This window comes from Pseudomonas sp. KU26590 (genome assembly GCF_026153515.1).
In the GTDB taxonomy this organism is placed as follows: domain Bacteria; phylum Pseudomonadota; class Gammaproteobacteria; order Pseudomonadales; family Pseudomonadaceae; genus Aquipseudomonas.
In genome coordinates, this window is record NZ_CP110644.1 from 2,677,302 (window position 1) to 2,701,649 (window position 24,348).

Below are 24,348 nucleotides of genomic sequence, written 5' to 3' on the forward strand. Positions count from 1 at the left end.
TTCCTCGGGGTTCCTTCACTCCGGTCCCGCTCCGTGGGTCCGCGCCGAACGGACATCCATGTCCGCAACGGCGCTCTCGCCGCATCCATGCGGCTCGACCCACTCCGCGAAACCTCCGTTCAGCCTGCACCCAAGTCGCGACTTGTGTTGTCTGGACTTTTTGCGTACGAAGATCAAAAGCAGATCAAGGGCTGACGCAATCCAGTGTAGGAGCGCGCTTGCCCGCGATGGCGTTCTGTCAGTCACACAGATAAAGCTGACCCACCATAATTCGCGGGCAAGCGCGCTCCTACAATTGATCTTCATCCGCCGCACGGTTTGGCGTCGAATCCGATCGTTCCCACGCTCTGCGTGGTAATGCCGCCTCGGACGCTCTGCGTCCTGCAGAAGATGTGCATCAAGCCACCGATCTGACGCGGAGCGTCACAGGACGCATTCCCACGCGGAGCGTGGGAACGATCAACAATCAATAAGGGGACCGGTTCATTCGCCATCAATTTCGCGGCGTGCCCACTGACGCTTTCCCGGCTAAAGCCGGTCCCACTGAATGCACGCCGTTTCCTGTAGGACCGGCTTCAGCCGGGAAGCTGTTGATCTGCTTGATGGCGCTTTTGATCTTCATGTGCAAAAAGCCCAAACACCGCAAAACGCGACTTTGGTGCAGGCCGAACGCAGACGACGCGCAGTGGGCCGAGCGGCATGGATGCCGCGAGAGCGCCGTCAGGACATGGATGTCCGTTCGGCGCGGGCCCACGGAGCGTCGTCGGAGTGAGGGAACCCGACGTAGTCGGGCCAAACCGAGAGCAGGCACTTTTGGTTACTTTTAGTGCTTTTTAAAAGTAACTCGCCGAAGGCGAAACAATCTGCCCCTAGGCAGATGCTTCTGATCTTGAATTTGACCTTGATCTTAAAACTGCAGCAAACCGCACGCCCGGCACCTCGATATACCGATGCGCCAACATCGAAACCACCAAAACCGCCACCACCACCAACAGCAACAACAGATTGTCGTTCAGGGCACTGCCCGTACTCAGATAACGCACCAACGACCCCGGAATCTCCCCTGGCTTATCCACCAACAGCGGATAACCGCCAAACTTCGCCGCCACTGTCAGCCCCGTCGCGACCACGAAAATCACCGCGGCATGGGTCAGGTAAATCGACAGCCACAATTTGCCCAGCGCCGGAAACACCCGCACCTGCAACAGCCGCGACACCACCCCGGCCTCCCAGGCGAACACCAGAATCGCCAGGCAAAACAGCAGCGCCAGCTCAATCGTCAGCGGGGCTTCGCCGTCCACCATCAGCCAGCCGATCGACGCCAATATCCCCACCTCAAGCACACTGCCCAGCACCAGCCCCGGCGCGAAATTGCGCAGGCGCGCGTACAACCGATACGTCACCGTGCCCGCAAAAAAACAGGCCCCGCCCGACAACACATAGCGCTTCAGCAGATCGGAATCCGCAAACAGCCCGACAAACGCCAACCCCCCCAGCAGCGTGAAAATCATCCGCGCCATGCCCGGCAGCGCATAGCAGACCAGCCCGAAGATCAGCCACAGATAAAACGCGACGCTGACCCACCACGACGGATAGTTGAACGACAGCGCATTGAAGCCCGGCCACCACGCCTGAATCAGCAACAGATTGGGCAGGATCTCCCCAGGCGCCCGGTCACCGCTGAACGCCGGGAAATTCAACAGCAGCCCATAGCGTTCCAGCACCAGCTTCAAACACTCGAAACCGATGAAGAACAACAACACCGCGATGTGCAGGGGCATGACCCGGCAGGCCCGGCCAATCATGAAGTCGCCCAGCTGTCGCGAGGTGTTCAGCGTGCCGACGTATCGCCGGTAAATCAGAAACCCGCTCAGGGCGAAGAACAGACCTGCGAACTGGCTGGCGTTACGGAAAAACGAAAGCTCCGTGATGCTTCGCTCGATGTGCGAGTGATGAACAATCAGGGTGAGGGCGCAGAGACCGCGCAGGCTGTCGAGCACGAGGAATCGCTTCATCTTGAGTATCCTTTTTTCAGATGAGTCAGGCGTGCGGGCGCGCGAACAGGCGCCAGCAGGCGTGCAGGGCAGAGAGCGAAAGGATGGGGCATACAGGAAAGTTACCACCTTCGGCACTGAGGCTGATGAGTGGTGGGAGCTGCTTGAAAAACAGGGGTTGACGCACCGTAGGCTGCAAGCCAAAAACTAACACGGGATTCGTGAAAGTTTTGCCAACGGCGGGCAGGAGTATGCCCTAACCGCAAACTTGTTCGGAACAGGCATTCATCGATCTCACTGCCCTGACACAGTAAATCCCACTATATGGGATCGTCAGTTATATATTGAGATCGCCCGCGCAACAGGTTTATAGTCCGCTCCGCATTCACTCATTAATAACAATCAGGTGAAGCCATGCAGGCGCAATTGATCGCGCTCGACTGGGGTACGACATCCCTTCGCGCGTATCGACTCGGCGAACACGGCCGGGTACTGGAACAACGTTCGCTCAGCGCGGGCATCATGCAGCTGCCATCGACACCCCGTTCGATCGGCGGGCAGCAGGTTTCCAACGGATTCGAGCTGGCGTTTGACGAAGCCTGCGGCGACTGGCTCGACGCCGAACCAACGCTGCCGGTGATCGCCTGCGGCATGGTCGGCAGCGCCCAGGGCTGGCGCGAGGCGGTCTATCAGCAGACGCCCGCCAGCGTTGCAGCCCTCAGCTCTGCGCTGGTCACGGTGCGCAGCGTGCGCGGCGTCGACATTCACATCATTCCCGGCATCCTGCAGCGTTCCGAGCTGCCCAACGTGATGCGCGGCGAAGAAACCCAAGTCCTCGGCATTCTCGACTCGCTGACCGCCAGCGAAGCCGCCAAACCCCTGTTGATCGGCCTGCCCGGCAGCCACTCGAAGTGGGTGAGGGCGGTGGACGGCCGGATCGAGCATTTCGATACCTTCATGACCGGTGAGGTCTACGCCGCGCTGTCCAGTCATACCATTCTCGGCCGTACGATGCAGCGCAGCGACACCTTCGACGCTGAAGCGTTTGACCGAGGCGTGGGGGTGTCGCGGTCGGCCAACGGCGCGGCGGGTCCGCTGTCGACCATCTTCAGCTGCCGCACGCTCGGTTTGACCGGCGTACTGTCCGGCACCGCTCAATCCGATTACCTGTCCGGCCTGTTGATCGGCCACGAGATCGTCGCGCTGGCGCAACTGCTGCGCCAGACCGACGCGCAGCTGCCTGCCGTGATCCTTGTCGGCAGCGACGCCCTGATCGCACGCTATCAGCGCGCCCTCGATGCCAACGGTTTTGCCCAGGTGACCCCGGCGGAGCAGGCCACCGAGCGTGGCCTCTGGCAGGTCGCGGTGCAGGCCGGTCTGATTCAATCATCCTCTTCGGCCGCTGCCCGGCCCCTTCACGTAGAGAACTGACATGCTCAAGCAAGCCCTCGTGCAAAACGGTCTGGTCGCGATTCTGCGCGGCCTGCGCCCCGAAGAAGCGCCGGCCATTGGTGATGTCCTGTACACCGCCGGTTTCCGCGTCATCGAAGTACCGCTCAATTCCCCGCAGCCGTACGACAGCATCCGCCTGCTGCGTCAGAGCCTGCCCGCCGATTGCCTGATCGGAGCGGGCACGGTGCTGACGCCGGAGCAAGTGCGCCAGGTCAAGGAAGCCGGCGGCCAGGTCATCGTCATGCCCCACAGTGATCCGAAGGTGCTGCGGGCGGCCAAGGCCGAAGGCCTGTTCCTGTCCCCGGGCGTGGCGACGCCGACCGAAGCCTTTGCCGCGCTGGCCGAAGGCGCCGACGTGCTGAAGATGTTCCCGGCCGAGCAAATGGGCCCGGCGGTGGTCAAGGCCTGGCTGGCGGTATTGCCGGCCGGCACGGCGCTGATTCCGGTCGGGGGCATTACCCCGGACAACATGAAAGTCTTCCTCGACGCCGGCGTCTCCGGTTTCGGCCTGGGTTCGGGCCTGTTCAAGCCGGGCATGAGCGCCGATGACGTCGCCAAGAGCGCCAAGGCCTACGTGGACGCCTGGAACCAGCACAAGCCTGCAAACAATCAGTGATCCACCCGCTCGTTGCGCCATCGAGGCTGTGTTTTTGAGCAGTGCGCGAACAGCATGTGTTTTTGAATAAGAGAGACAAGACATGAAAATCACGAAACTCACGACGTACATCGTTCCGCCGCGCTGGTGCTTCCTGAAAGTCGAGACCGACCAGGGCGTCACCGGTTGGGGCGAACCTGTGGTCGAAGGCCGCGCCCACACCGTGGCTGCCGCGGTTGAGGAACTGTCCGACTATTTGATCGGCAAAGACCCGCGCAACATCGAAGACATCTGGACCGTGCTGTATCGCGGCGGCTTCTACCGAGGCGGCGCCATTCACATGAGCGCGCTGGCGGGTATCGACCAAGCGCTGTGGGACATCAAGGGCAAGGCGCTGGGCGTGTCGGTCAGCGACCTGCTCGGCGGCCAGGTGCGCGACAAGATTCGGGTGTATTCGTGGATCGGTGGCGACCGTCCGGCTGACACCGCGCGTGCGGCGAAAGAAGCGGTGGAGCGTGGCTTCACTGCGGTGAAAATGAACGGCACCGAAGAGCTGCAGTTCCTCGACACCTTCGACAAGGTCGATCTGGCCCTCGCCAACGTCGCCGCGGTACGCGATGCCGTGGGCCCGAACGTGGGGATCGGCGTCGACTTCCACGGTCGCGTGCACAAGCCGATGGCCAAAGTCCTGATGAAAGAGCTGGACCCGTACAAGCTGATGTTCATCGAAGAGCCAGTGCTCAGCGAGAACTACGAAGCGCTGAAGGAACTGGCGCCGTTGACCAGCACGCCGATTGCCCTGGGCGAGCGTTTGTTCTCCCGCTGGGATTTCAAGCGCGTGTTGAGCGAAGGCTACGTCGACATCATCCAGCCGGATGCTTCCCACGCCGGCGGTATCACCGAAACCCGCAAGATCGCCAACATGGCCGAAGCCTATGACGTGGCGCTGGCCCTGCATTGCCCGCTGGGCCCGATCGCGCTGGCCGCGTGCCTGCAACTGGACGCCGTTTGCTACAACGCGTTCATTCAGGAGCAGAGCCTGGGCATTCACTACAACGAAAGCAACGACCTGCTCGACTACATCAAAAACCCGGAAGTCTTCGACTACGACAAGGGCATGGTGAAGATCCCGAACGGCCCCGGCCTGGGCATCGAGATCAACGAAGAGTACGTCAAGGAACGCGCCGCCATCGGCCACCGCTGGCGCAACCCGATCTGGCGCCACGCCGACGGCAGCTTTGCCGAGTGGTGATTGAGGTGATTGCAGCGTGCTGACTGACAGGCGCTGAACCCATAGGAGTCGGCTCGTCGGCGAACGCGGTGGGTCAGGCGCTGCGTTGGTGAATGATGAATTGCGTTCGCCAGCAAGCCGGCTCCTACAGGGCGGTGTTCATGCCCCTGCATGTTGATCGTTCCCGCGCTCTGCGTGGGAATGCATCTCCCGACGCTCCGCGTCGACCGGCAGACACGGAGCGTCGGGGCGTTGTTACCACGCAGAGCGTGGGACCAATCACATCACCAATCAATTAACACACGAAACACAAAACTCCAGACCTCAGATAACCATAAAAAGAGGCACTTCCCATGCGCACACAGACTGTTCCGCAAGCGCGGGCGACCACGGCCACGCCGACCCGCAAACGCTTTTTCATCATGGTGCTGCTGTTCATCACCGTGGTGATCAACTACCTCGACCGCAGCAACCTGTCCATCGCCGCGCCCGCACTGACCAGCGAGCTGGGCATCGACCCGGTGCACGTCGGCCTGATCTTCTCCGCGTTCGGCTGGACCTACGCCGCCATGCAGCTGCCCGGCGGCTGGCTGGTGGATCGCGTACCGCCGCGCATCCTCTACACCGTAGCGCTGGCGTTGTGGTCCATCGCGACCATCTTCCTCGGCTTCGTCGGCAGCTTCATCGGACTGTTTATTTTGCGCATGGCCGTCGGCGCGCTGGAGGCCCCGGCCTATCCCATCAACAGCCGGGTCGTCACCGCCTGGTTCCCGGAAAAGGAACGCGCCACCGCCGTCGGCTTTTACACCTCCGGCCAATTCGTCGGCCTGGCGTTCCTGACGCCGGTGCTCGCGTGGCTGCAGAGCCGCTACGGCTGGCACATGGTGTTCGTGGCCACCGGTGGCGTCGGCGTGCTCTGGGCAGCAATCTGGTACATGGTGTATCGCGAACCGCGTGACTTCAAAGGCATCAACCAGGGCGAGATCGACCTGATCAAGGACGGCGGCGGCCTGGTCGACATGCAGACCGATGCCTCGAAACGCAAGAGCGGTTTCAGCTGGCAGGATCTGGGCATCGTGCTGACCAAGCGCAAGCTGTGGGGCATCTACCTGGGCCAGTTCTGCCTGAACTCGACGCTGTGGTTCTTCCTTACCTGGTTCCCGACCTATCTGGTCAAATACCGCGGCATGGACTTCATCAAGTCCGGCCTGCTGGCCTCGCTGCCGTTTCTCGCAGCGTTCGTCGGTGTGCTCTGTTCGGGGTTCTTCTCCGACTGGCTGATCCGTCGCGGCCACACCGTGGGTTTCGCGCGCAAGACGCCGATCATCGCCGGGCTGTTGATCTCCACCTCGATCATCGGCGCCAACTACGTCGACTCGACCCCGCTGGTGATCGCCTTCCTCGCGCTGGCCTTCTTCGGCAACGGCCTGGCGTCGATCACCTGGTCACTGGTGTCGACCCTCGCCCCGGCGCGGCTGTTAGGGCTGACCGGCGGCACGTTCAACCTGATCGGCAACCTGGCGGCGATCGCCACGCCGATCGTCATCGGCTTCCTGGCGTCGGGTGATTCCTTTGCGCCTGCGATCACCTACATTGCCGTTCTCGCGCTGCTCGGGGCGTTGTCCTACATCCTCTTGGTGGGCAAGGTCGAACGCATCGAGGTGTAATGGCTCTGTCGATACGTAATGAGGCACGTCAATCACTTACCGTGTGACGAACCTTTACCTGAGTGCATTTCCTTGAGAGCTGCGCTCAGGGCGCATATTCACTATTTCCTGGAGTCGCAGATCGTTCGTGGGGTGTTGCTGCTGAAAGGGTCACCGAGAATCACCTGGCCCGAGCGCTCTGGTAGGACCGTGGTTGAGAGTTTGTCTACATCAAAGAGAGCAACCTTTCGAGCTCGCGGTGTTCCCACGTGCTTAGCAGCTCCACCGGATCGGTACCGAACCGTTTGGAGGAGTCAAAGGTATAGGCACTGCCTTCCGGGTTGTAGCAGCTGTCGCAATAATCGAGTGTGTCGCAATCGTTGTAAAACGTGATCACCCACCCATCGGTTTCGACTGTCATCAGGCCGCAGTAAATTTCTACCCACGAGTGTTCGCCTATGCGGCGCATCGATCGCACCCCCAGGGCGATGTCCCGCAGGATTTGATAGGTTTCGCGCGCGGTGAGTGGGTTTGGAGACAAACGGATATACCTTCGTGGCTCTGGCTTTCGAGGACTAGGTGCAGGAAGTATTTTTGCTGGGGCATGCGGCGCAGGCATCGATTTGATAGCCTCCGTTCACCTTTTTGGAGAGTGTTCGTGGCTACCAACAACCAATCAAAGATGGCGGCTCGCTATGGTGAGCCAGATGCATCAGCGCTCCTCGCCTGGAACGATATCATCGATCAACTCCTCGACCATCGCAGCGTCCGCGCATTTACTGCCGAGGGCGCAAGCGTAGCGATGAGGTCGATTTGCCATGTGTCGGGTCTCGGCCTGATCGGCACCACGAAGGCATGGCGGAGTTAGGTGAGGGCGTGAGAGAGCGACGCTTGAAACGCGTTCGGACGTTCGAGTCGCCAAACTTCCCACCCTCGTTCACCTCAAGCACACACGCTATATCTTCAGCCATCGCCTTTAGTAATCGAGCACTAGCGCTAGTGAACGGTTGTGCTTTCAAACGTGCTTGCACCGTGAAGCCACCGAGTACTGAACAACGTTGCGAACTCGACCGCGCCTTTGAAGTTGAGCTGAGACGAGGCATAGGATTTCATGAGCAGCGAGCGGGGCAACGCCCAGTCCCATTTTTCCTTGATGAGATTCTCGACACCTTCCAGCAGTGATTCGATATCGTCCGGATCCAGCTCAGCGATCTTGGCGAGCGCTTCAGCGACATTCTTTTGTGAGCCGCCAACCGACAACGCAAGGCCTGAGCTCTCGCACGCCATTCCTACGTGGTTGAACATGAGTACCAGAGCGTCGTTGGTTTGATCGCCACGCCAGGTGACTAAATGAGTTTTCGAGTCAGAGCCATAGGTGAATTCATCTACCAGCCCGAGTGATCTGAACGATTTACGGGCTTCGCTCAGCAACTCCTGTGCTTTGCTATCGATGAAGGGGCAGGGCGTCGTTTCGGTCAGTACAGCGCGCATTTCCTCGCGGACATGATCGTGCACCATGGCACCTAGTCCATCGAATTGGGGTGGTTGACCGCCTCGGGCGGCAGTGACGACAATCACCTTTTTTTCGATATCGACATCGAGTACCCGCCATCGCCGGCCACCAAAGATAATGCGCTGGCCCTTCATCAGAGGCCGACTGACCGGTATTGAGCCAAGCGGTTTGCCTTCTCGAACAAGCCTGAACTCTTCATCGCTGGTGAAGGCGCTGTAGAACTCGTAGTGGTTGATGAGTCGTTCGCCGATCTCTCCTGGAAGCAACAGGCCTGAGCTGTCTTGCACGATCAGTTTCTTCTCGCCGAGACCTTTCAGCAGAGAGAAGAAGTCAGTCTTGGAAATGCTCTTGAATGTCCCGCTTCCGACAAGACCACCCCACAGTTGTGCAGCGCTGGCGCCTCCTTGCTGTGCGATCACTGACAGAATCTGTTGCACCAGAGTCGAGGCGTGCAAACCCTCAGCCCTGGGCGGCTCGAACCAGTTGCCTATCAGCAGCCTGATCATCGCGATAGTTTGGACGAGGTTCTGGCGTAGCAGGTCTGACAATAATGATTGGTCAGTCAGCTCCCGTTCCTGACAGTAGGCCCGGAGAGTGGCGGGTTCGTCGTTGCGGCGGCCTGACCTGCCCAGGCGTTGGCGCAGGCTCGCAACTGATGGAGGCGAACCTATCTGGACAACAGTCTTGATGTTGCCGATGTCTATGCCAAGCTCCAGGGTAGTGGTGCAGACCGCGGTCGCCGGCGGTGTGCCTGCTTTGAGCGCACGCTCCGTGTCTTCTCGAAGGTCTTTCGAAAGGCTGCCGTGATGAGGCAGGAATTCGTTGGGCATACCGGTGATTTCACACAGCCGACGCAGGCGGTCTGCGTACCACTCCACCTCCTGCCGACTGTTTGGGAAAACCAAGTTGTTACTGCCCCGCAGCACCTTGTACATGTGTGCGGCGATGGCATGCCTGGAGCCGGACTCGTCTTCTTCCTCCTCTTCTTCAGGGTTCTGATCAGGGTCGGCATTTGGTACGTCGACAGCACGCAACTTTTGCATCGGCGGCATCATGTAGCCGCGCACTTGCACCTGAAGATTCTGGCCAGATGATTTCGATTCAATCACCTGCACCCGCTCTGGATGCCCGGGCCTGAGAAACTCGCTCGCCAGCGACATGTCTCCCAGCGTGGCGGACAAGCCGACTCTCGGCAGGGTTTTTCCGGCTACAAGCTCGACTCGCTGCATCAATGACTGGAGCTGCTTGCCACGCTCGCTGCCAATGAAGGCATGCAGCTCGTCGACCACGATGTAACGCAGGTTCTGGAACAGGGCTATCAGGCTGGAGCCTCTGTTGACGAACAGCGCCTCAAGCGACTCTGGGGTGATCAGCAAGACGCCATTAGGAGACTTGAGAAACGTATGTTTTTTGCTGGCAGACACATCGCCGTGCCATGCGACGACGGGAAGATCCAACTGCTCACAGAGTCGACTCAGCCTGTCCCATTGATCGTTGATGAGTGCCTTTAACGGGCTGATATAGAGGACGGCCCCGGCAGGGTCTTGGTGCTCCATCAGGTTAGTGAGGATGGGCAGGAATGCGGCCTCAGTCTTACCGGCAGCTGTTGAGGCGGCAATAATCACATCCCGATCAGCATCGACCAGCGCGGAAATTGCCCATTCCTGTGCGTCCCTTAACGCTGTCCATCCCTGAGCCCAGACCCACTGTTGAACGTCGGGGTGCAGGCGCTCGAAAGACGAGGATTCAGAGTTTGAAGGTTGTGAGCTCATCGTCCGCCTCGATGCTTAAATCCTGCTTGCCGCCATCATCCTGGGCAATCTGAACGGCCCCCACCAAGGCACGCCAGTCCGCTCCAGGGTTCTGCTCCAGCACCGCGAGCAGGTTGATGAAGGCTGTGATGGTTGTGCGTGGAGTGCGGAAGTAGGCCTCACCCAACCGTTGGTTACAGTGCGCCATGAACGAAGGGATTGCCTCGTCAGGCATCAGGTATTTTCCCGGGTCACCATAGGCATAGACGTTACGCAGCTTTTGAAGCAGTACGTAGAAGTCTTCCGGGGTGAGGCTGCTCAGGCGGATGACCGGCCCGGACAGGTCGATCAAGCCAGATTTGGCAAACGTGTTTTCGGCAAGCCGGGATTGCAAAGCGGGGTAGCTGTAAAGTCCGCGCCGGGTGTCCATCAGAAACTCAGGCGTACCGCCGAGGACGAAGCCAAGGCCCTCGGTCGAGCCTTGTAGGGAGTCGTTCAGAATCCGCAAGATCTGCTCGTAGTTGGCGTTGCGTGCCTGAGTGTTCGCGAGCTTGTATAGATTGACGAGCTCGTCCAGGCAAATCATGAGGCCGCCGAACCCCGCCAGGCGTACGAACCGCGACAGCAACTTCAGCTGATCGTAGACCGATGCGTCATCAATGATGGTTCGGACACCGAGCGCCGCACGTGCATCTGTCCTGGTAGTGAATTCGCCTCGAAGCCACCGGATGGCATCCGCCTTGAGTTGCTCGTTGCCTTGTTCAAACCCTTGGCAATACTTGGCAATGACGTCAGCGAAGTCGTAGCCGTTTACCATCTCAGTGAGATCGGCGAGGAATTCTCTAATAACGACTTCGCTCTCGACGCCCCGAGTTTTCGCTTCCGATTTAGCCTGAGAAATGAATTTTTCTACGATACCCTGCAGCGCACCACCGTCCGGTTTCGTCCGGGTGGACATGTTTTTAGCAAGCTCTGCATACAGTGAGCGTGCCTGTCCGCCTGAGGCATGCAGACGGCGATCCGGGTTCAAATCGGCGTGCATTGTGACCAGCTTTCGCTCCATCGCAATGCCCCGGACGAGGTTGAGGAAGAAGGTTTTCCCGGCCCCATATTCGCCTACCACAATCCTGAAGGCGGAGCCGCCGTCAGCGAGTCGATCTATGTCTTTCAGAAGGGCGTCCAGTTCACCCGCTCGACCCACCTGAATAAGATGCTGGCCCGCACGAGGGACTACACCGGCTCGCAATGACTGGATGACCGCATCGCGATCCTTTGGGCGTATCGTGCTCATAGGGCTAATTCTTCCAGGATATCCGGGTTGATCTCGATGGGGTCATCCCCCTCAGAGACTGGCATGTCGAACCGCTCAAACGCCATGTCGTTGATTTGCTCAAGAGCGCCATCCAGCATGAGCTCCATATCGGTGGCCACATCTTCCAGCTCCTGGCGGCTCCATTCGCGGCGTGACACGATCATTCGCAGAAACGCTGAGTGCTCTGTGTCGAGCCCATGTACGGTTGCTGCATGGTCATTGGGCTGATCTTTGATGCTGTCCACGATGGCAGGCGGTTCTGGGAATTCATCACTGAATACCTCGGCCAGCAACGCTGACACCACTGCTGTCTCGCGCTGGAGCTGCGCAATTTTATCCATGTCCAGATTGAAGCTTTGGGTGGCGGCAGAATTGCCTGGCATCTCACCGGCCTGGTGGGAACTGGGCAAGGCACCAAATCTGGGCGCCGTGGAGACATTTTCACGAGGGGTGATGGCTGCGCCGTGTAAGTCCCCGTAAAGCAACTGGGGATCCAGCTCCAGAGTTTTATAGACGCGTTCCAGCAGCCTGACTTCCTGCGGCGAAACGTTTCCGTCAGCTTGAGCGAGATGAGCGACAAACCTGGCCATGGCGCGTTTGGCATCGGCGTTCAGAGGGCTCAACTTTTTCTTCAGGCTCGCCAGGGTAGGTGGCTGCAGAATCTGGATCTGCAAGTGGGCTTGGAGCCGTTTGCGATGGGTTATACCAAGATGAGTCCAGGAGTCGATATGCCGCCCGAGCAGGGCCATCTCATTGCTGGAGGTTTCCCCATCTGCTGCTGCCACCGCACTTGCCAAATCCAGCGTCACCACTGCGGCGTGGTAGTCCGAGGTTGTCCGTACGTTCGCATCATCGTCACCTGCCGCGAACAATACGATCGTGTCCAGATTCTTGGGAGTACGGCTGCCGGACAGGACGTCCGGCTCAAAGCCGATATTCAAGGACTCGAATGCTCTCGCCAGGGCGACGATTGTTCCGCGCGGGAGAGCGCCTGCAGACCCAAAGCGCCCTGCAAGATCCTCGAAGGTCATGACCAGATGCTCCTCGCCGACTTGCCGTTGCAGATCAGTAATCACATCCTTTGCTGCAGTCGGCCAGAGCGTCACTGGCAGTTGCAAAATACCCTCCAGATCTGAGGCCCCTTCAGGATTGCGACCCAGGTATCTACTGTATGGGTCGAGGATAAAGGTGCATTCATCGACTATGGCCTGTAGCTTTTTGCGCGTTGCCGACGTAACGGAAACATCCGGTATGTCGCCCAGCGCCATGTCGGGAACACCCAGGCGAGAAGAGGCTGAGCGGTAGCTCGTTTTAAGCATGGTCTTGTTTTGGTTGAGCACAAGACCGTTTGGATAACGGGTGGAATACTGCGCCACGAACAGCTGTTCAAACTGATCCGCACATCTGCTTACTGAGGTGCGTCGGCTGATGTTTGGGTCTGACTTTGCCCATGCCAACGCCCACGCAGCATTTAAAGGATGCTTGTCCTGGGCCATTTGCCCCAATGCCAGCCGCAGCGACATCGGCATTTCAACGTCAGTCGACTCGAAACGAGGCGGTGCTTCTATGTACATCTGCGGCTTCACATCCATGAGCTGGATGTGATTGAGCAAATTCGACGCGTAGTTTCGAAACGACGCGTTCTCACGGTAAAGCATCCTTAGACGCTTGACCTCTCTGACGAGGGTGGGGAGCTCAGCGCGCGCTACATCGTCCGTGAGCGAATCAACGACCGCCCGACGTTCAAGCCCGTAAAAGAAGATGAAGACGTAGCCAATATCCACATCGGGTGTACTTCGCCCTCCGGACAGCCATTGCAGGTAGCCACGCCGGGCTGCAGGTGAGATGCCGCTGTAACTGGGCCAGTAGCCGGTAATTCTTTCGGTTAGATCGACATGCGCAGCTTGTACAGGCAGCTGGCCGTTAATCAGCGAGGGCTCTTGTTTGAACGTGCGATCTGCTTTTTCAGCAAAATAGACCATGCCACCCTGAAGAACGTGGCCGCTGACAGTGATGGTTTCATCCGTGCCAATCCATCGAGCTTGCGGAAAAACATCATTGGGCTTGGGGATCGTGAACTGCTGCTCAGGCGAGTTCACCCTGACCACATGGAAATCCGAGTGAGCACCGTTCGCGTTGCTCACTTCAAGACTGATTTCTGATTTGGGCTCGTTATTCGACAAGGGTGTAGTCTGACCTTTTGAGTCGGAGAGGATCGTACTCTTCGGGCGAGGAGGGCCGGTTGATGACGCTCTAATAGACTTTTTTACGAGCCAGATGAAGCCAGCGATCCCCGCCAAAAGCGCGACCAAGAGCCGCATTCGGGGTGGCACGGCTACGATGAGCACGACCAGTATGAATATCAAGGTCGCCATGGCCGCCATATCTGGGCTGCTTTGATGCTTCCTTGCCATTACGTGCTTCCATCATGATGGGCTGGCTTGGTGGCAGTATCTGCATTTTCTCACCGGACGCCAATCACCGCGCTTGCTGTCCAGCTGACGTCCCGACCAACGCGACATGACTCTCCATCGATTGTGCTGTGGCCGGGGGTTTCAAAGCTTTGAGCTCTGCCTTGAGGCCGTCGTTCATGGCTATCAAGGTATGTGCATCAGCTTTCAACCTTCGGATGTCAGACCAGGCCTCCTGCAGCTCGTCCAACAGCATCAGACACTGGTGCTGGTAGCTTTCGAGTTCGGTGGGCATACCACGGTCTAGAGCAGTGTGAGCTAGCGATTGAGTGGGGTGGGTCATAAAATTGCCGCCAGGAGTACGTATGTTCTCCGGCTAGAGTAGCGCCAGATACTGTATGGATCAACAGTTCAGTAGCGCATTCGCTGGCGCCTAGAATGACCCACTGTATCGCCCGAGAGTCCTGCCTATGCCTGCGTCGTTCACTCGTCCCACCCCCGCACCCTATCTGGCGCCTGATGAAACCGTCGTCTTGTTCGACGGGGTCTGTAAGCTTTGCAATGGCTGGGCGAAGTTTTTGATCCGGTATGATCACGGCCACCGCGTTCGGCTTGCCACCGTTCAGTCCAGGGAAGGTCAGGCGTTGCTGGCTTGGGCGGGGTTACCCGTCGATACCTTCGATACAATGGTGGTGATCCGCGATCATCGTTACTGGGTGAGGTCTGATGCGTTTTTTGAGGTCATCAGTCGGCTGCCGGGCGCGTGGCCCCTGCTTCAAGTGCTGAAGGTATTTCCACGTTGGCTGCGGGACTGGGTTTATGACCGTATCGCGCTCAACCGGTATCGGTTGTTCGGCCAATACGATGCCTGCCTGATGCCGACTCAAGATCATGAACGTCGCTTTCTAAAGGGGCAGCCATGACCCCCATGAAGGTCAGCAGTCCCTTCAAACAAAATGCCTGCGGGTGAACTAACACCACCTAACTGCCGGCTCAGGATGTCAAAAACTCCAATACTTGCACCACGAGATTTGCGAAATCTACCCAAGCGCCATCATTCCACATTCGGTTAAAGGTCTCCCGACTGGGATACGCGGCGATTCCCAAGGCAGTCAACCCGACAGCCCCCAACGCCCCACCAACGAGCCACGAGTGCACGATCAGGCCGCCGATGCCAAGTAAAGTGAGGGCGATGCCGCAGAATAGGTAGCTCAGACGCAGATAGGGGAGCTTGACGTTGACTGGGGCCAAGATGGCAGCACTCGCAGTGGTAATTTGCGGAAGCTAGCAATCGGCCACCACTACGTCCACCGAGAGTTTGTAAGCAGATTTATAGCCATTTCGTAGTTTCTCTGCACCCCTCCCACGAAACACCACCATTCCTGTCGCCGCCGTAGTGCGGTTGAGCCCGCCGCACCGCTCCCCCTGCGCGACATTTGGGGCATCAGGATCAGACCACATTTGACCCGCGACCCCTTGGTCTGGTTAAGTCAGTTCACGCCCGTATTTAAGTAGATTTTCGAGGGCAAAGTGATCATAGAAAGCAGGCAGTTTCATTTGGTTGTTTCCATGCCGGATCTATTCGAGTGGTCGGATGACGACGTCCCTCATCTTCTGGATGACTGGGTGCAAATCATTGATCTGCTGGGATTCGATGTGGAAAAAATAACGGCATTGTGTGACCTCTATTTCGATAGGACACCGATTGGCGAGGGTAACGTCCACGCCTTCATCAGTGATGACCAACCGGAGAATACAATGGCCTTTGACTTGTACCGTGGTCAGACAGATCAATTAGACATTATCGGAATAGTCATTCGAGTTTCAGGAGATCGGGTGTCTCAGGCAAAGTCGTTATTACGGCATGCGTTTGATCTAGCTTCCTGCCAGATTCAATATGAAGAAGGGGCTTTTTTGCATGCCTTCAAAGAAATGACCCATGTCGAAGGCTATCCAAAATTGATCAAGGAAAGCGGATTTCGTCAACGAATACTAAATACACGCAACTGATGCCAACTGTTACATCGCTGCTTTAGCGTCGATCAGCAAACGCGTCCACACTGCCACTTGCCTACATCGCCGTTCTCGCGCTGCTCGGGGCGTTGTCCTACACCCTTTTGGTGGGCAAGGTCGAACGCATCGAGGTGTAATGACGCAGTGCAGATGCAGGCCAGATTCCGCACAGCGCTGGCAGGCTTCAAGGCTGGCGACGATAATGTCGCCGGTTTTCTGATTCGATAAGGCGCGCCATGCAAGATGCATCCGACACCGCCGTCACTGGCAAAGACCCTGCACCCACCGGCACGCAAACGCTGATTCGCGGCCTGGGTGTGATTCATGCGGTCGCCAACGGCGCTCGCGACCTCAAGGAAATCGCCCGGCTGATCGGCACCACCCGCAGCACCACCCACCGGCTCGCCAGTTGTCTGGTGGATGAGCGTTACCTGCGAGTGTTGCCGCTAACGGGTTATGTGCTGGGGCCCAGGTTGATCGAGCTGGGGTATCAGGCCCAGGAAGAAGTGCCGCTGCTGGTGCTGGCCAGACCCTTTCTCGACGAACTGTCGGCGCTCACCGGTGACACCGTTCACCTGGCGATGCGCGATGGCGACGAGGTCTTGTACCTGCATAAGAATCCCGGGCGCAATGGCCCGGAAATGCGTTCACGGGTGGGCCATCGTATGCCGCTGGCGCGCACCGGCATCGGCAAGGCGTTGTTGCTGGACAGCCCGGAAAGCGAATGGCAACGGCTGTACGAAATCAGCGTGCCGACCACCGGCAAAAACCCGTTGTGGCCGGCCCATGAGGAGCAGACCTGGGAGCAGGTGCAGGCGCGCATGCACGAGTATGTGCAGGGCGGTTATGCGTTCGATCTGGAAGACAACGAACCGTCGATTCGCTGCGTGGCCGCGCCCGTGCGTGACGCCAGCAAGCAGATTGTCGCCGGCATCAGCATTGCCAGCACCGTGCCGTACATGCCGCTGGAAAAGATGGCCGACCTGGTGCCGGTGATCAAGGACGCAGCGGCACGGTTGTCGGCGGAGTTGGGCGGGTAGTGCGTCGGGCGGAACCCAAACTGTAGGAGCGCGCTTGCCCGCGATGGCGTCATCTCATTCAACACAGGGGTTGCAGACATATTCCGATCGCGGGCAAGCGCAGCTCCTGCTGGGGCGACTGTTTTATCAGGCCTTCAGCGTCGCCATATCGATCACAAAACGGTATTTCACATCGCCCGCAATCATGCGGGTGTACGCTTCGTTGATGTGCTTGATATCGAGCATCTCGATGTCGCAGGTGATGCCGTGCTCGGCACAGAAATCCAGCACTTCCTGAGTCTCGGCGATGCCGCCGATCAGCGAGCCTGCCAGTACGCGACGCTTCATCACCAGGTTGGCCGCATGCAGCGCCGGTTCCACGGGTTCGATCAGGCCGACGAGGATGTGCACGCCGTCGAAACGCAGGGTTTCCAGGTAGGGGTTCAAGTCGTGCTGCACCGGAATGGTGTCCAGCAGGAAGTCGAAATGACCGGCAGCGGCTTTCATCTGCTCGGCGTCAGTCGAAACGATGACGTGATCGGCGCCCTGACGACGACCTTCTTCTGCCTTGCTCGCCGAGCGGGTGAACAGCGTCACTTCCGCGCCCATGGCCTTGGCGAACTTGATGCCCATGTGGCCCAGACCGCCCATGCCCAGGATACCGACCTTGTCGCCGGCCTTGACGCCGTAATGCTTGAGCGGCGAGTAGGTGGTGATGCCGGCACACAGGATCGGCGCGGCAGCGGCCAGGTCGAGTTTTTCCGGGATACGTACGACGAAGTGCTCGCTGACCACGATGCTGTTGGAATAGCCGCCCATGGTGTTGCTGCCGTCGACACGGTCCGGGGTGGCGTACGTCATGGTCGCGCCTTCGAGGCAATACTGCTCGAGGTCGCGGGCGCAGGCTTCGCACTGACGGCAGGAATCGACCATGCAGCCGACACCGACCAGATCACCGACTTTGTGCTTGCTGACGTTGGCGCCGACTTCGGTGACTTTGCCGACGATCTCGTGGCCCGGCATCAGCGGGTACACGGCGATGCCCCACTCGTTGCGCGCCTGGTGGATGTCGGAGTGACAAACGCCGCAGTAGAGGATCTCGATGGCCACGTCGTCGGGCCGCGGGCTGCGGCGGCTGAACGTCATGGGGGCGAGGGGAGCGGTGGCGGACTGGGCGGCGTAACCGATGGCTGTGTACATGAAGAACCTCGCAAAAACGATGACGGTTGAGGCGGTGCATTGTCCGCAGCCAGGGCATCGCCGGCCATGGTCATTCCTCCGTCTGTCATGCCTGATCCTCCGGATTTATCATTTGGAGTAGGGCGGCGGGCGGCTGATCTGCGATGATGGCGGTGTCAAATCCTCCGTATGGCTGCCCATGTCTCCTCTTTCCCATTCCGACGCCAACGCCGAGTTGGTCGCCCTCATCAAGCCCCTGGCGCCGCGCCCGGGTTTCGTCGACACCCGCGTGCCGGGCGTGCAGGCGATGTCGTGGGATTACTACGTTGCCAGCAGCCCGCAGATCTATGAACCGAGCCTGGTGATCATTGCCCAGGGCAGTAAACTCGCGCGCCTGGGCCCGCGAACGCTGGAGTACGGCGCCGGCCATTACTTGGTGCAGGCGTTGTCGGTGCCGTTTATGTGCGAGACCTTCGCCACCGCCCAGGCGCCCATGTATGGCGTCGCGGTGTCGATCGATCGCGCGCTGCTGGGCGAGCTGGTGCAAGCCATGGGCGAGGCGCCCAACGTGAAGGTCAAGGCGCAGACGCCGGAATCCATGACGTCGGCCGAGCTGGATACGCCGATGCGTGAGAGCGTCGAGCGGTTGCTGCGCTGCCTGCACGATCCGCTGGACGCGCAAGTGATGGGTCAGGCTCGGGTCAGGGAAGTGGTGTATGCCGCGTTGCGCGGTCCCCAGGCCGGGGTGCTGCGGGCACTGGTCGAGCAGACCGGCCACTTCGCGCGCATTGCCGCGTCGCTGCAGCACCTGCGCGACCATTACGATCAGGCCTTGAGTGTCGAGGATCTGGCCCGCTGCGCCAACATGAGCGCCTCGACCTTCCACGAGCATTTCAAGCGCAGCACCTTGCTGTCGCCGGTTCAGTACCTCAAACGCGTGCGGCTGCTCAAGGCACAGCAGATGCTGATTGGCGAGGGCATGGGGGTGGCGCAGGTCGCGCACAAGGTCGGGTATCAGAGCACGTCGCAATTCAGTCGCGAGTACAAACGCTACTTCGAGCGCAATCCGGGGGAAGAGGGCGAGCGGCTGAAGGTATCAGCGTGAGGGTGATTGCTGAACCTCAAAAGCTTCCCGGCTAAAGCCGGTCCTACGAAGGTTATGCGGTGTCTTTGTGGGACCGGCTTCAGCCGGGAAGAGGCCGGTGTGTACAACATCAATTTTGCGGTATGACCGCTGGCGCCTTCCCGGCTAAAGCCGGTCCCACTGAACACGCACAGTGTCAGTAGGACCGGCTTCAGCCGGAAAGCTTGCAGCTCAAAGCTTGAAGCTTGCCGCTTCCCTTACATATTGGGGTAGGTCGGGCCGCCTGCGCCTTCCGGTGCTACCCACGTAATGTTCTGCGACGGGTCTTTGATGTCGCAGGTTTTGCAGTGGACGCAATTCTGCGCGTTGATCTGGAAGCGCTTGGCGCCGTCTTCCTGGGTCACCACCTCGTAAACCCCCGCCGGGCAGTAACGCTGCGCAGGCTCATCCCATTTGGGCAGGTTGACGCTGATCGGGATGCTCGGATCCTTCAGCTTCAAGTGGCACGGCTGCTCTTCTTCGTGGTTGGTGCCGGAGATGAACACCGAGCTCAACTTGTCGAAGCTCAGCTTGCCGTCGGGTTTCGGGTAATCAATCTTCTTCGAGTCAGCCGCCAGCTTCATGCACGCATAGTCCGGCGTGGTGTCGTGCAGGGTGAAGGGGATCTTGCCGCCAAACAGGTTCTGGTCGATGAAATTGAACGCGCCACCGAAGATCGCGCCGAACTTGTGCACCGCCGGCCCGAAGTTGCGGCTGGCGAACAGTTCTTCGTGCAGCCAGCTGGCCTTGAAACCCTCGACGTAGCCGTTCAGCGCGTCGCCACCCTCGTTGCCGGCGAACAGCGCATCCGCCACCGCTTCAGCGGCGAGCATGCCGGACTTCATGGCGGTGTGGCTTCCCTTGATCTTGGCAAAATTCAGCGTGCCCAGGTCGCAACCGATCAGCGCGCCGCCGGGGAAGACCATCTTCGGCAACGAATTCAGGCCGCCCTTGCAGATCGCCCGCGCGCCGTAGCTGATGCGCTTGCCGCCTTCCAGGTACTGCTTCAGGACCGGGTGGTGCTTGAGGCGCTGGAATTCATCGAACGGCGACAGGTAAGGGTTGGCGTAGGACAGGTCGACGATCAGCCCGACCACGACCTGATTGTTTTCCAGGTGATAAAGGAACGAGCCGCCGGTGTTTTCGGTGCCCATGACTTCCAGCGGCCAGCCCGCGGTGTGTACCACCAGGCCTGGCTGATGTTTGGCCGGATCGACTTCCCAGATTTCCTTCAGGCCGATGCCGTAATGCTGGGCGTCGGCTTCGCTGTCGAGGTTGAAACGGTTGATGAGTTGCTTGCCGATGTGGCCACGGCAGCCTTCGGCGAACAGCGTGTACTTGCCGCGCAGTTCCATGCCGGGGGTGTACAGACCTGCTTTGGGGTTGCCTTCACGGTCAACGCCCAAGTCCCCGGTGAGAATCCCGCGCACGACGCCGTTTTCATCGATCAGTGCTTCCTGAGCCGCAAAGCCGGGGTAGATTTCTACGCCCAGGTTCTCGGCCTGCTGCGCCAGCCAGCGGCACAGGTTGCCCAGGGAGATGATGTAGTTGCCTTCGTTGTGCATGGTCTTGGGCACGAACGCGCCCGGCACTTTCTGGCTGGCGTCGGCGCCGGTCAGGACGTAGATGTCGTCACGTGTGACCAGTGTGTTCAGCGGGGCGCCAAGGGCTTTCCAGTCGGGAAAGAGCTCATTGAGGGCGCGCGGTTCGAACACGGCGCCGGAGAGGATGTGAGCACCGACTTCGGAGCCTTTTTCCACCACGCAGACGCTGATTTCCTGACCGGCGTCAGCGGCTCTCTGTTTCAGGCGGCAAGCGGCAGACAGCCCGGCGGGCCCGGCTCCGACGATGACGACGTCGAATTCCATAAATTCGCGTTCCACAGGCTATCTCCTACTCAAGGCTAAACGGCGTATTTTTTAGGCGTATTTTTATAGATGGCTAAAACCGACACCGGGAAGGTCGTTGGCCCGGCTGTCATCTTGAAGGCGCGCATTATATCTACACCACCTCGCAGGTCCAATACAAACGTTTGTTTGAATCGGCCGAAACCCTGATAAATCACGGTGAGACGGCTTGTGACTGGCGTTTATGTCGTATTGACCCGACCCGGCGTTGCGGTCAAGATACGGGCGGTTTTGCGCTCGCTCCGGGTCGTTCGTCAGCCCCGGATTTTTTATAGCAGCGTACAGACCGTCGGTATCAGAACACCGGTAAAAGCAACGTGAGCATAGCCCCCCGCGCAACCGTCAGCAGCAGCAGCAGCACCACCAGCGCCGGCGGCGCGCAGCAGTTTACACGGGCGATCAACGTCTGGCTTGGATTGCCGCCGGAGCGTGGCCGCTTTTGCTGACATCCGCATTCAGCAACCGCGAATACGTTGTTTTCACAGGTGTTCTTTACACTGACGAGTACCCATCGCCGGGCAAGGCCTGGCGATTTCTTTTCACCGGAGAGAAACGAGGAATCCATGAAGGTTCTTGTAGCTGTCAAACGAGTGGTCGACTACAACGTAAAGGTTCGCGTCAAAGCGGATAACTCCGGCGTCGATCTCGCCAACGTTAAAATGTCGATGAACCCCTTCTGCGAAATCGCTGTAGAAGAAGCCGTCCGCCTGAAAGAGAAAGGCGTTGCGACCGAGATCGTCGTCGTTTCCATTGGTCCGACCACGGCTCAGGAGCAACTGCGTACCGCCTTGGCACTGGGTGCCGATCGCGCCATCCTCGTAGAATCCGCTGACGAACTGACCTCCCTGGCTGTGGCCAAGTTGCTGAAGGCGGTTGTCGACAAAGAGCAGCCGCAGCTGGTCATTCTCGGCAAGCAGGCGATCGACAGCGACAACAACCAGACCGGCCAGATGCTGGCTGCGCTGAGCGGCTACCCGCAGGGCACTTTCGCCTCCAAAGTCGAAGTCTCCGGCGACAGCATCAACGTCACCCGTGAAATCGACGCCGGCGCGCAGACCGTTTCCCTCAAGCTGCCGGCCATCGTCACCACCGACCTGCGTTTGAACGAGCCGCGCTACGCGTCGCTGCCAAACATCATGAAAGCCAAGAAAAAGCCGCTCGAAGTGCTGACGCCTGATGCGTTGGGTGTTTCGACTGCGTCGACCAACAAGACCCTGAAAGTTGAAGCCCCGGCTGCCCGCAGCGCAGGCATCAAGGTCAAGTCGGTGGCTGAACTGGTTGATAAACTGAAAAACGAAGCGAAGGTGATCTGATGACGACCCTGGTTATCGCTGAGCACGAAAACGGCGCAATCGCTCCCGCCACCCTGAATACCGTTGCCGCTGCCACCCAAATCGGTGGTGATATCCACGTTCTGGTCGCGGGTTTGAACGTCGCTGCCGTCGGCGAAGCAGCTGCAAAAATCGCAGGCGTGTCCAAGGTCCTCGTGGCCGACAACGCTGCCTATGAGCACCAACTGCCGGAAAACGTCGCCCCTCTGGTTGTCGAGCTGGCCTCGGCCTACAGCCACGTGCTGGCCGCTGCAACCTCCAACGGCAAGAACATCCTGCCGCGCGTCGCGGCGCACCTGGACGTCGACCAGATTTCCGAAATCGTCTCGGTCGAAAGCGCTGACACCTTCAAGCGCCCGATCTATGCCGGTAACGCTATTTCGACCGTTCAGTCGTCGGCAGCGGTGAAAGTCATCACTGTTCGCGCCACCGGTTTCGACGCAGTGGCAGCGCAAGGCGGTTCTGCTTCGATTGAAGCCGTCAGCGCGGCCCATGATGCGGGCAAATCGTCTTTCGTCAGTGAAGAGCTGGCCAAGTCCGATCGTCCGGAACTGACGGCTGCCAAGATCGTCGTCTCCGGCGGCCGTGGCATGCAGAACGGCGACAACTTCAAACACCTGTATACCCTGGCTGACAAGCTGGGTGCGGCGGTCGGCGCTTCCCGCGCGGCCGTCGACGCAGGCTTCGTGCCCAACGACATGCAGGTCGGCCAGACCGGCAAGATCGTCGCGCCGCAGCTGTACATCGCGGTCGGCATCTCCGGCGCGATCCAGCATCTGGCCGGCATGAAAGACTCCAAGGTGATCGTCGCGATCAACAAGGACGAAGAAGCGCCGATCTTCCAGGTGGCCGATTACGGCCTCGTGGCGGATCTGTTCGAAGCGATCCCTGAGTTGGAGAAGCTGGTTTAATCCACTTCCCTGACTTATAAAGAGAACCCGTTCGTTCGGGCTGCCGCACGCGTGAATCATCGTTCAGTCGATGAGCCAGCGCCCAGGCAGTCGGAGCTGGCGGGTTTTTTTATGGGCTCAAAAAAGGACGTTGTCATGTTGTCGCCAAAGCAGACGCTGGCTTCATTGCTGGGCGGGTTGCTGTTGCTGCCGTCGCTGGCCTGGTCTGCGGGCAAGTGCGACCGGCTGATCGTCACCGGCAGCCCGGACGCGCCGCCGTACCTGTGGCGCGACCCCCAGGACCCCAAACACCTGATGGGCGCCAATGCCGACCTGCTCAAGGAGGTCGCGCAACAGATCGGCGTCAAGGTCGAGCTGCTGTATGGCGGCAAGCGCAGCCAGGCCCTTGAAGAAGTGCGCACCGGGCGCATGGACATGCTGGCGGACACGCCGCTCAACAGCGCCGAGCTGGAATCCCTGGATTTCATCCACCCGTCCATCGCCCAGAACGAAATCATGGTGTGGACGCGCAACGGCCATGAGCAGCCGTTCAATGCGCTGGCCGACTTGCAGGCTCATCCCGGCGCCATGTCTGAAAAGACCCGGGTGACCGTTGGGTTCGATGAGGCGATCAAGGCGCACTTGACGCTGGAGAAGCAGGCCAGTCTTCCCTTGGCCTTTCAGAAACTGGCGGCGGGGCAGGTCGAGTACGTCCTTGCCGGCCGCTATGCGGGGATGGCCGTGACTCAGGCGCTGAACATCGCCAAAGACCTGCAAACCCAGCCCATGCCCCTCGATCGCCCGGGCTTTTATCTGGCGCTGTCGTTCAACTCCGCCTGCAATGATCCATGGCTGCGCGGACAGCTGGCGAAAAAAATGACAGAATTGGCGGCTTCCGGTCGCTCCAGTGAAGCCGTCACGCGCAATCTGGACCTGTGGAAAATCCAGTTGCAGCAGTCCGCCAGCGCCCTCCATCAGTAG

Annotated in this window: 21 protein-coding genes; 12 read left to right on the top strand and 9 right to left on the bottom strand. The window is 59.3% G+C overall.

Annotated features, from left to right (window positions below; translation table 11 throughout):
• Nucleotides 1-869: 869 nt before the first annotated feature.
• On the bottom strand, nt 870-2,015 hold the full coding sequence (locus OKW98_RS11805) for an acyltransferase family protein (protein WP_265389314.1): 1,146 nt from the start codon (nt 2,013-2,015) through the stop codon (nt 870-872).
• Nucleotides 2,016-2,408: 393 nt separating this feature from the next.
• Here OKW98_RS11805 and OKW98_RS11810 point away from each other — a divergent pair, with 393 nt between their 5' ends.
• The 4 genes from OKW98_RS11810 (at nt 2,409) to OKW98_RS11825 (ending at nt 6,939) form a co-directional block, all read left to right on the top strand.
• The gene (locus OKW98_RS11810; RefSeq protein ID WP_265389315.1) at nt 2,409-3,425 is read left to right on the top strand and encodes a 2-dehydro-3-deoxygalactonokinase; all 1,017 of its coding nucleotides are present in this window, start codon (nt 2,409-2,411) and stop codon (nt 3,423-3,425) included.
• A 1-nt stretch (nt 3,426) separates the two neighbouring features.
• On the top strand, nt 3,427-4,062 hold the full coding sequence (locus OKW98_RS11815) for a 2-dehydro-3-deoxy-6-phosphogalactonate aldolase (RefSeq protein ID WP_265389316.1): 636 nt from the start codon (nt 3,427-3,429) through the stop codon (nt 4,060-4,062).
• Nucleotides 4,063-4,144: 82 nt separating this feature from the next.
• On the top strand, nt 4,145-5,293 hold the full coding sequence (gene dgoD / locus OKW98_RS11820; protein ID WP_065986272.1) for a galactonate dehydratase: 1,149 nt from the start codon (nt 4,145-4,147) through the stop codon (nt 5,291-5,293).
• A 332-nt stretch (nt 5,294-5,625) separates the two neighbouring features.
• On the top strand, nt 5,626-6,939 hold the full coding sequence (locus OKW98_RS11825; protein WP_265389317.1) for an MFS transporter: 1,314 nt from the start codon (nt 5,626-5,628) through the stop codon (nt 6,937-6,939).
• 205 nt (nt 6,940-7,144) lie between these two features.
• On the opposite strand, the gene OKW98_RS11830 is transcribed toward OKW98_RS11825, so the two are convergent.
• Nucleotides 7,145-7,459 carry a hypothetical protein gene (locus tag OKW98_RS11830; protein WP_265389318.1) on the bottom strand — a complete coding sequence of 105 codons (315 nt, stop codon included), beginning with the start codon at nt 7,457-7,459 and terminating at the stop codon, nt 7,145-7,147.
• A gap of 117 nt (nt 7,460-7,576) precedes the next feature.
• Between OKW98_RS11830 and OKW98_RS11835 the strand changes: the two genes are divergently transcribed.
• The gene (locus OKW98_RS11835; protein ID WP_265389319.1) at nt 7,577-7,786 is read left to right on the top strand and encodes a hypothetical protein; all 210 of its coding nucleotides are present in this window, start codon (nt 7,577-7,579) and stop codon (nt 7,784-7,786) included.
• Nucleotides 7,787-7,914: 128 nt separating this feature from the next.
• Here the strand turns inward: OKW98_RS11835 and OKW98_RS11840 are convergent, their stop codons facing one another.
• From OKW98_RS11840 to OKW98_RS11855, 4 genes are all read right to left on the bottom strand, one after another.
• Nucleotides 7,915-10,203, bottom strand: a complete 2,289-nt coding sequence (locus tag OKW98_RS11840) for a DEAD/DEAH box helicase (protein WP_265389320.1) — start codon at nt 10,201-10,203, stop codon at nt 7,915-7,917.
• Nucleotides 10,178-11,473, bottom strand: a complete 1,296-nt coding sequence (locus tag OKW98_RS11845) for an ATP-binding protein (RefSeq protein ID WP_265389321.1) — start codon at nt 11,471-11,473, stop codon at nt 10,178-10,180. Before OKW98_RS11845 ends, OKW98_RS11840 begins: the two co-directional genes overlap by 26 nt.
• The gene (locus OKW98_RS11850; protein ID WP_265389322.1) at nt 11,470-13,908 is read right to left on the bottom strand and encodes a TerB N-terminal domain-containing protein; all 2,439 of its coding nucleotides are present in this window, start codon (nt 13,906-13,908) and stop codon (nt 11,470-11,472) included. The genes OKW98_RS11845 and OKW98_RS11850 overlap by 4 nt, the downstream gene beginning before the upstream one ends.
• 64 nt (nt 13,909-13,972) lie before the next feature.
• Entirely contained in the window at nt 13,973-14,200 is a 228-nt protein-coding gene (locus OKW98_RS11855; RefSeq protein ID WP_265389323.1) for a hypothetical protein, read from the bottom strand.
• A gap of 175 nt (nt 14,201-14,375) precedes the next feature.
• On the opposite strand from OKW98_RS11855, the gene OKW98_RS11860 reads away from it, so the two are divergent.
• From OKW98_RS11860 to OKW98_RS11870, 3 genes are all read left to right on the top strand, one after another.
• On the top strand, nt 14,376-14,828 hold the full coding sequence (locus tag OKW98_RS11860) for a thiol-disulfide oxidoreductase DCC family protein (RefSeq protein ID WP_265389324.1): 453 nt from the start codon (nt 14,376-14,378) through the stop codon (nt 14,826-14,828).
• A gap of 607 nt (nt 14,829-15,435) precedes the next feature.
• Entirely contained in the window at nt 15,436-15,915 is a 480-nt protein-coding gene (locus OKW98_RS11865; RefSeq protein ID WP_265389325.1) for a hypothetical protein, read from the top strand.
• A gap of 239 nt (nt 15,916-16,154) precedes the next feature.
• Nucleotides 16,155-16,958: an IclR family transcriptional regulator gene (locus OKW98_RS11870; RefSeq protein ID WP_265389326.1), complete on the top strand. Its 804-nt coding sequence runs from the start codon at nt 16,155-16,157 to the stop codon at nt 16,956-16,958.
• A gap of 126 nt (nt 16,959-17,084) precedes the next feature.
• Here OKW98_RS11870 and OKW98_RS11875 read toward each other — a convergent pair whose 3' ends face one another.
• A complete protein-coding gene (locus tag OKW98_RS11875) occupies nt 17,085-18,137 on the bottom strand; it encodes an NAD(P)-dependent alcohol dehydrogenase (protein WP_265389327.1) in 1,053 nt (350 codons plus the stop codon).
• Nucleotides 18,138-18,315: 178 nt separating this feature from the next.
• Between OKW98_RS11875 and OKW98_RS11880 the strand changes: the two genes are divergently transcribed.
• Entirely contained in the window at nt 18,316-19,221 is a 906-nt protein-coding gene (locus tag OKW98_RS11880) for an AraC family transcriptional regulator (RefSeq protein ID WP_265389328.1), read from the top strand.
• Nucleotides 19,222-19,457: 236 nt separating this feature from the next.
• On the opposite strand, the gene OKW98_RS11885 is transcribed toward OKW98_RS11880, so the two are convergent.
• Nucleotides 19,458-21,122 (bottom strand): electron transfer flavoprotein-ubiquinone oxidoreductase, encoded by a 1,665-nt coding sequence (locus tag OKW98_RS11885; protein WP_265389329.1) that lies wholly within the window; start codon nt 21,120-21,122, stop codon nt 19,458-19,460.
• Between the two features lie 319 nt (nt 21,123-21,441).
• Nucleotides 21,442-21,711, bottom strand: a complete 270-nt coding sequence (locus OKW98_RS11890; RefSeq protein WP_265389330.1) for a hypothetical protein — start codon at nt 21,709-21,711, stop codon at nt 21,442-21,444.
• Here OKW98_RS11890 and OKW98_RS11895 point away from each other — a divergent pair.
• The 3 genes from OKW98_RS11895 (at nt 21,710) to OKW98_RS11905 (ending at nt 24,348) form a co-directional block, all read left to right on the top strand.
• Complete coding sequence (locus OKW98_RS11895; protein WP_265389331.1) at nt 21,710-22,459, top strand: electron transfer flavoprotein subunit beta/FixA family protein; 750 nt, start codon at nt 21,710-21,712, stop codon at nt 22,457-22,459. The two genes, OKW98_RS11890 and OKW98_RS11895, sit on opposite strands and share 2 nt — an antisense overlap.
• Complete coding sequence (locus OKW98_RS11900) at nt 22,459-23,388, top strand: electron transfer flavoprotein subunit alpha/FixB family protein (RefSeq protein WP_265389332.1); 930 nt, start codon at nt 22,459-22,461, stop codon at nt 23,386-23,388. The genes OKW98_RS11895 and OKW98_RS11900 overlap by 1 nt, the downstream gene beginning before the upstream one ends.
• A gap of 138 nt (nt 23,389-23,526) precedes the next feature.
• Nucleotides 23,527-24,348 carry a substrate-binding periplasmic protein gene (locus tag OKW98_RS11905; protein ID WP_416148456.1) on the top strand — a complete coding sequence of 274 codons (822 nt, stop codon included), beginning with the start codon at nt 23,527-23,529 and terminating at the stop codon, nt 24,346-24,348.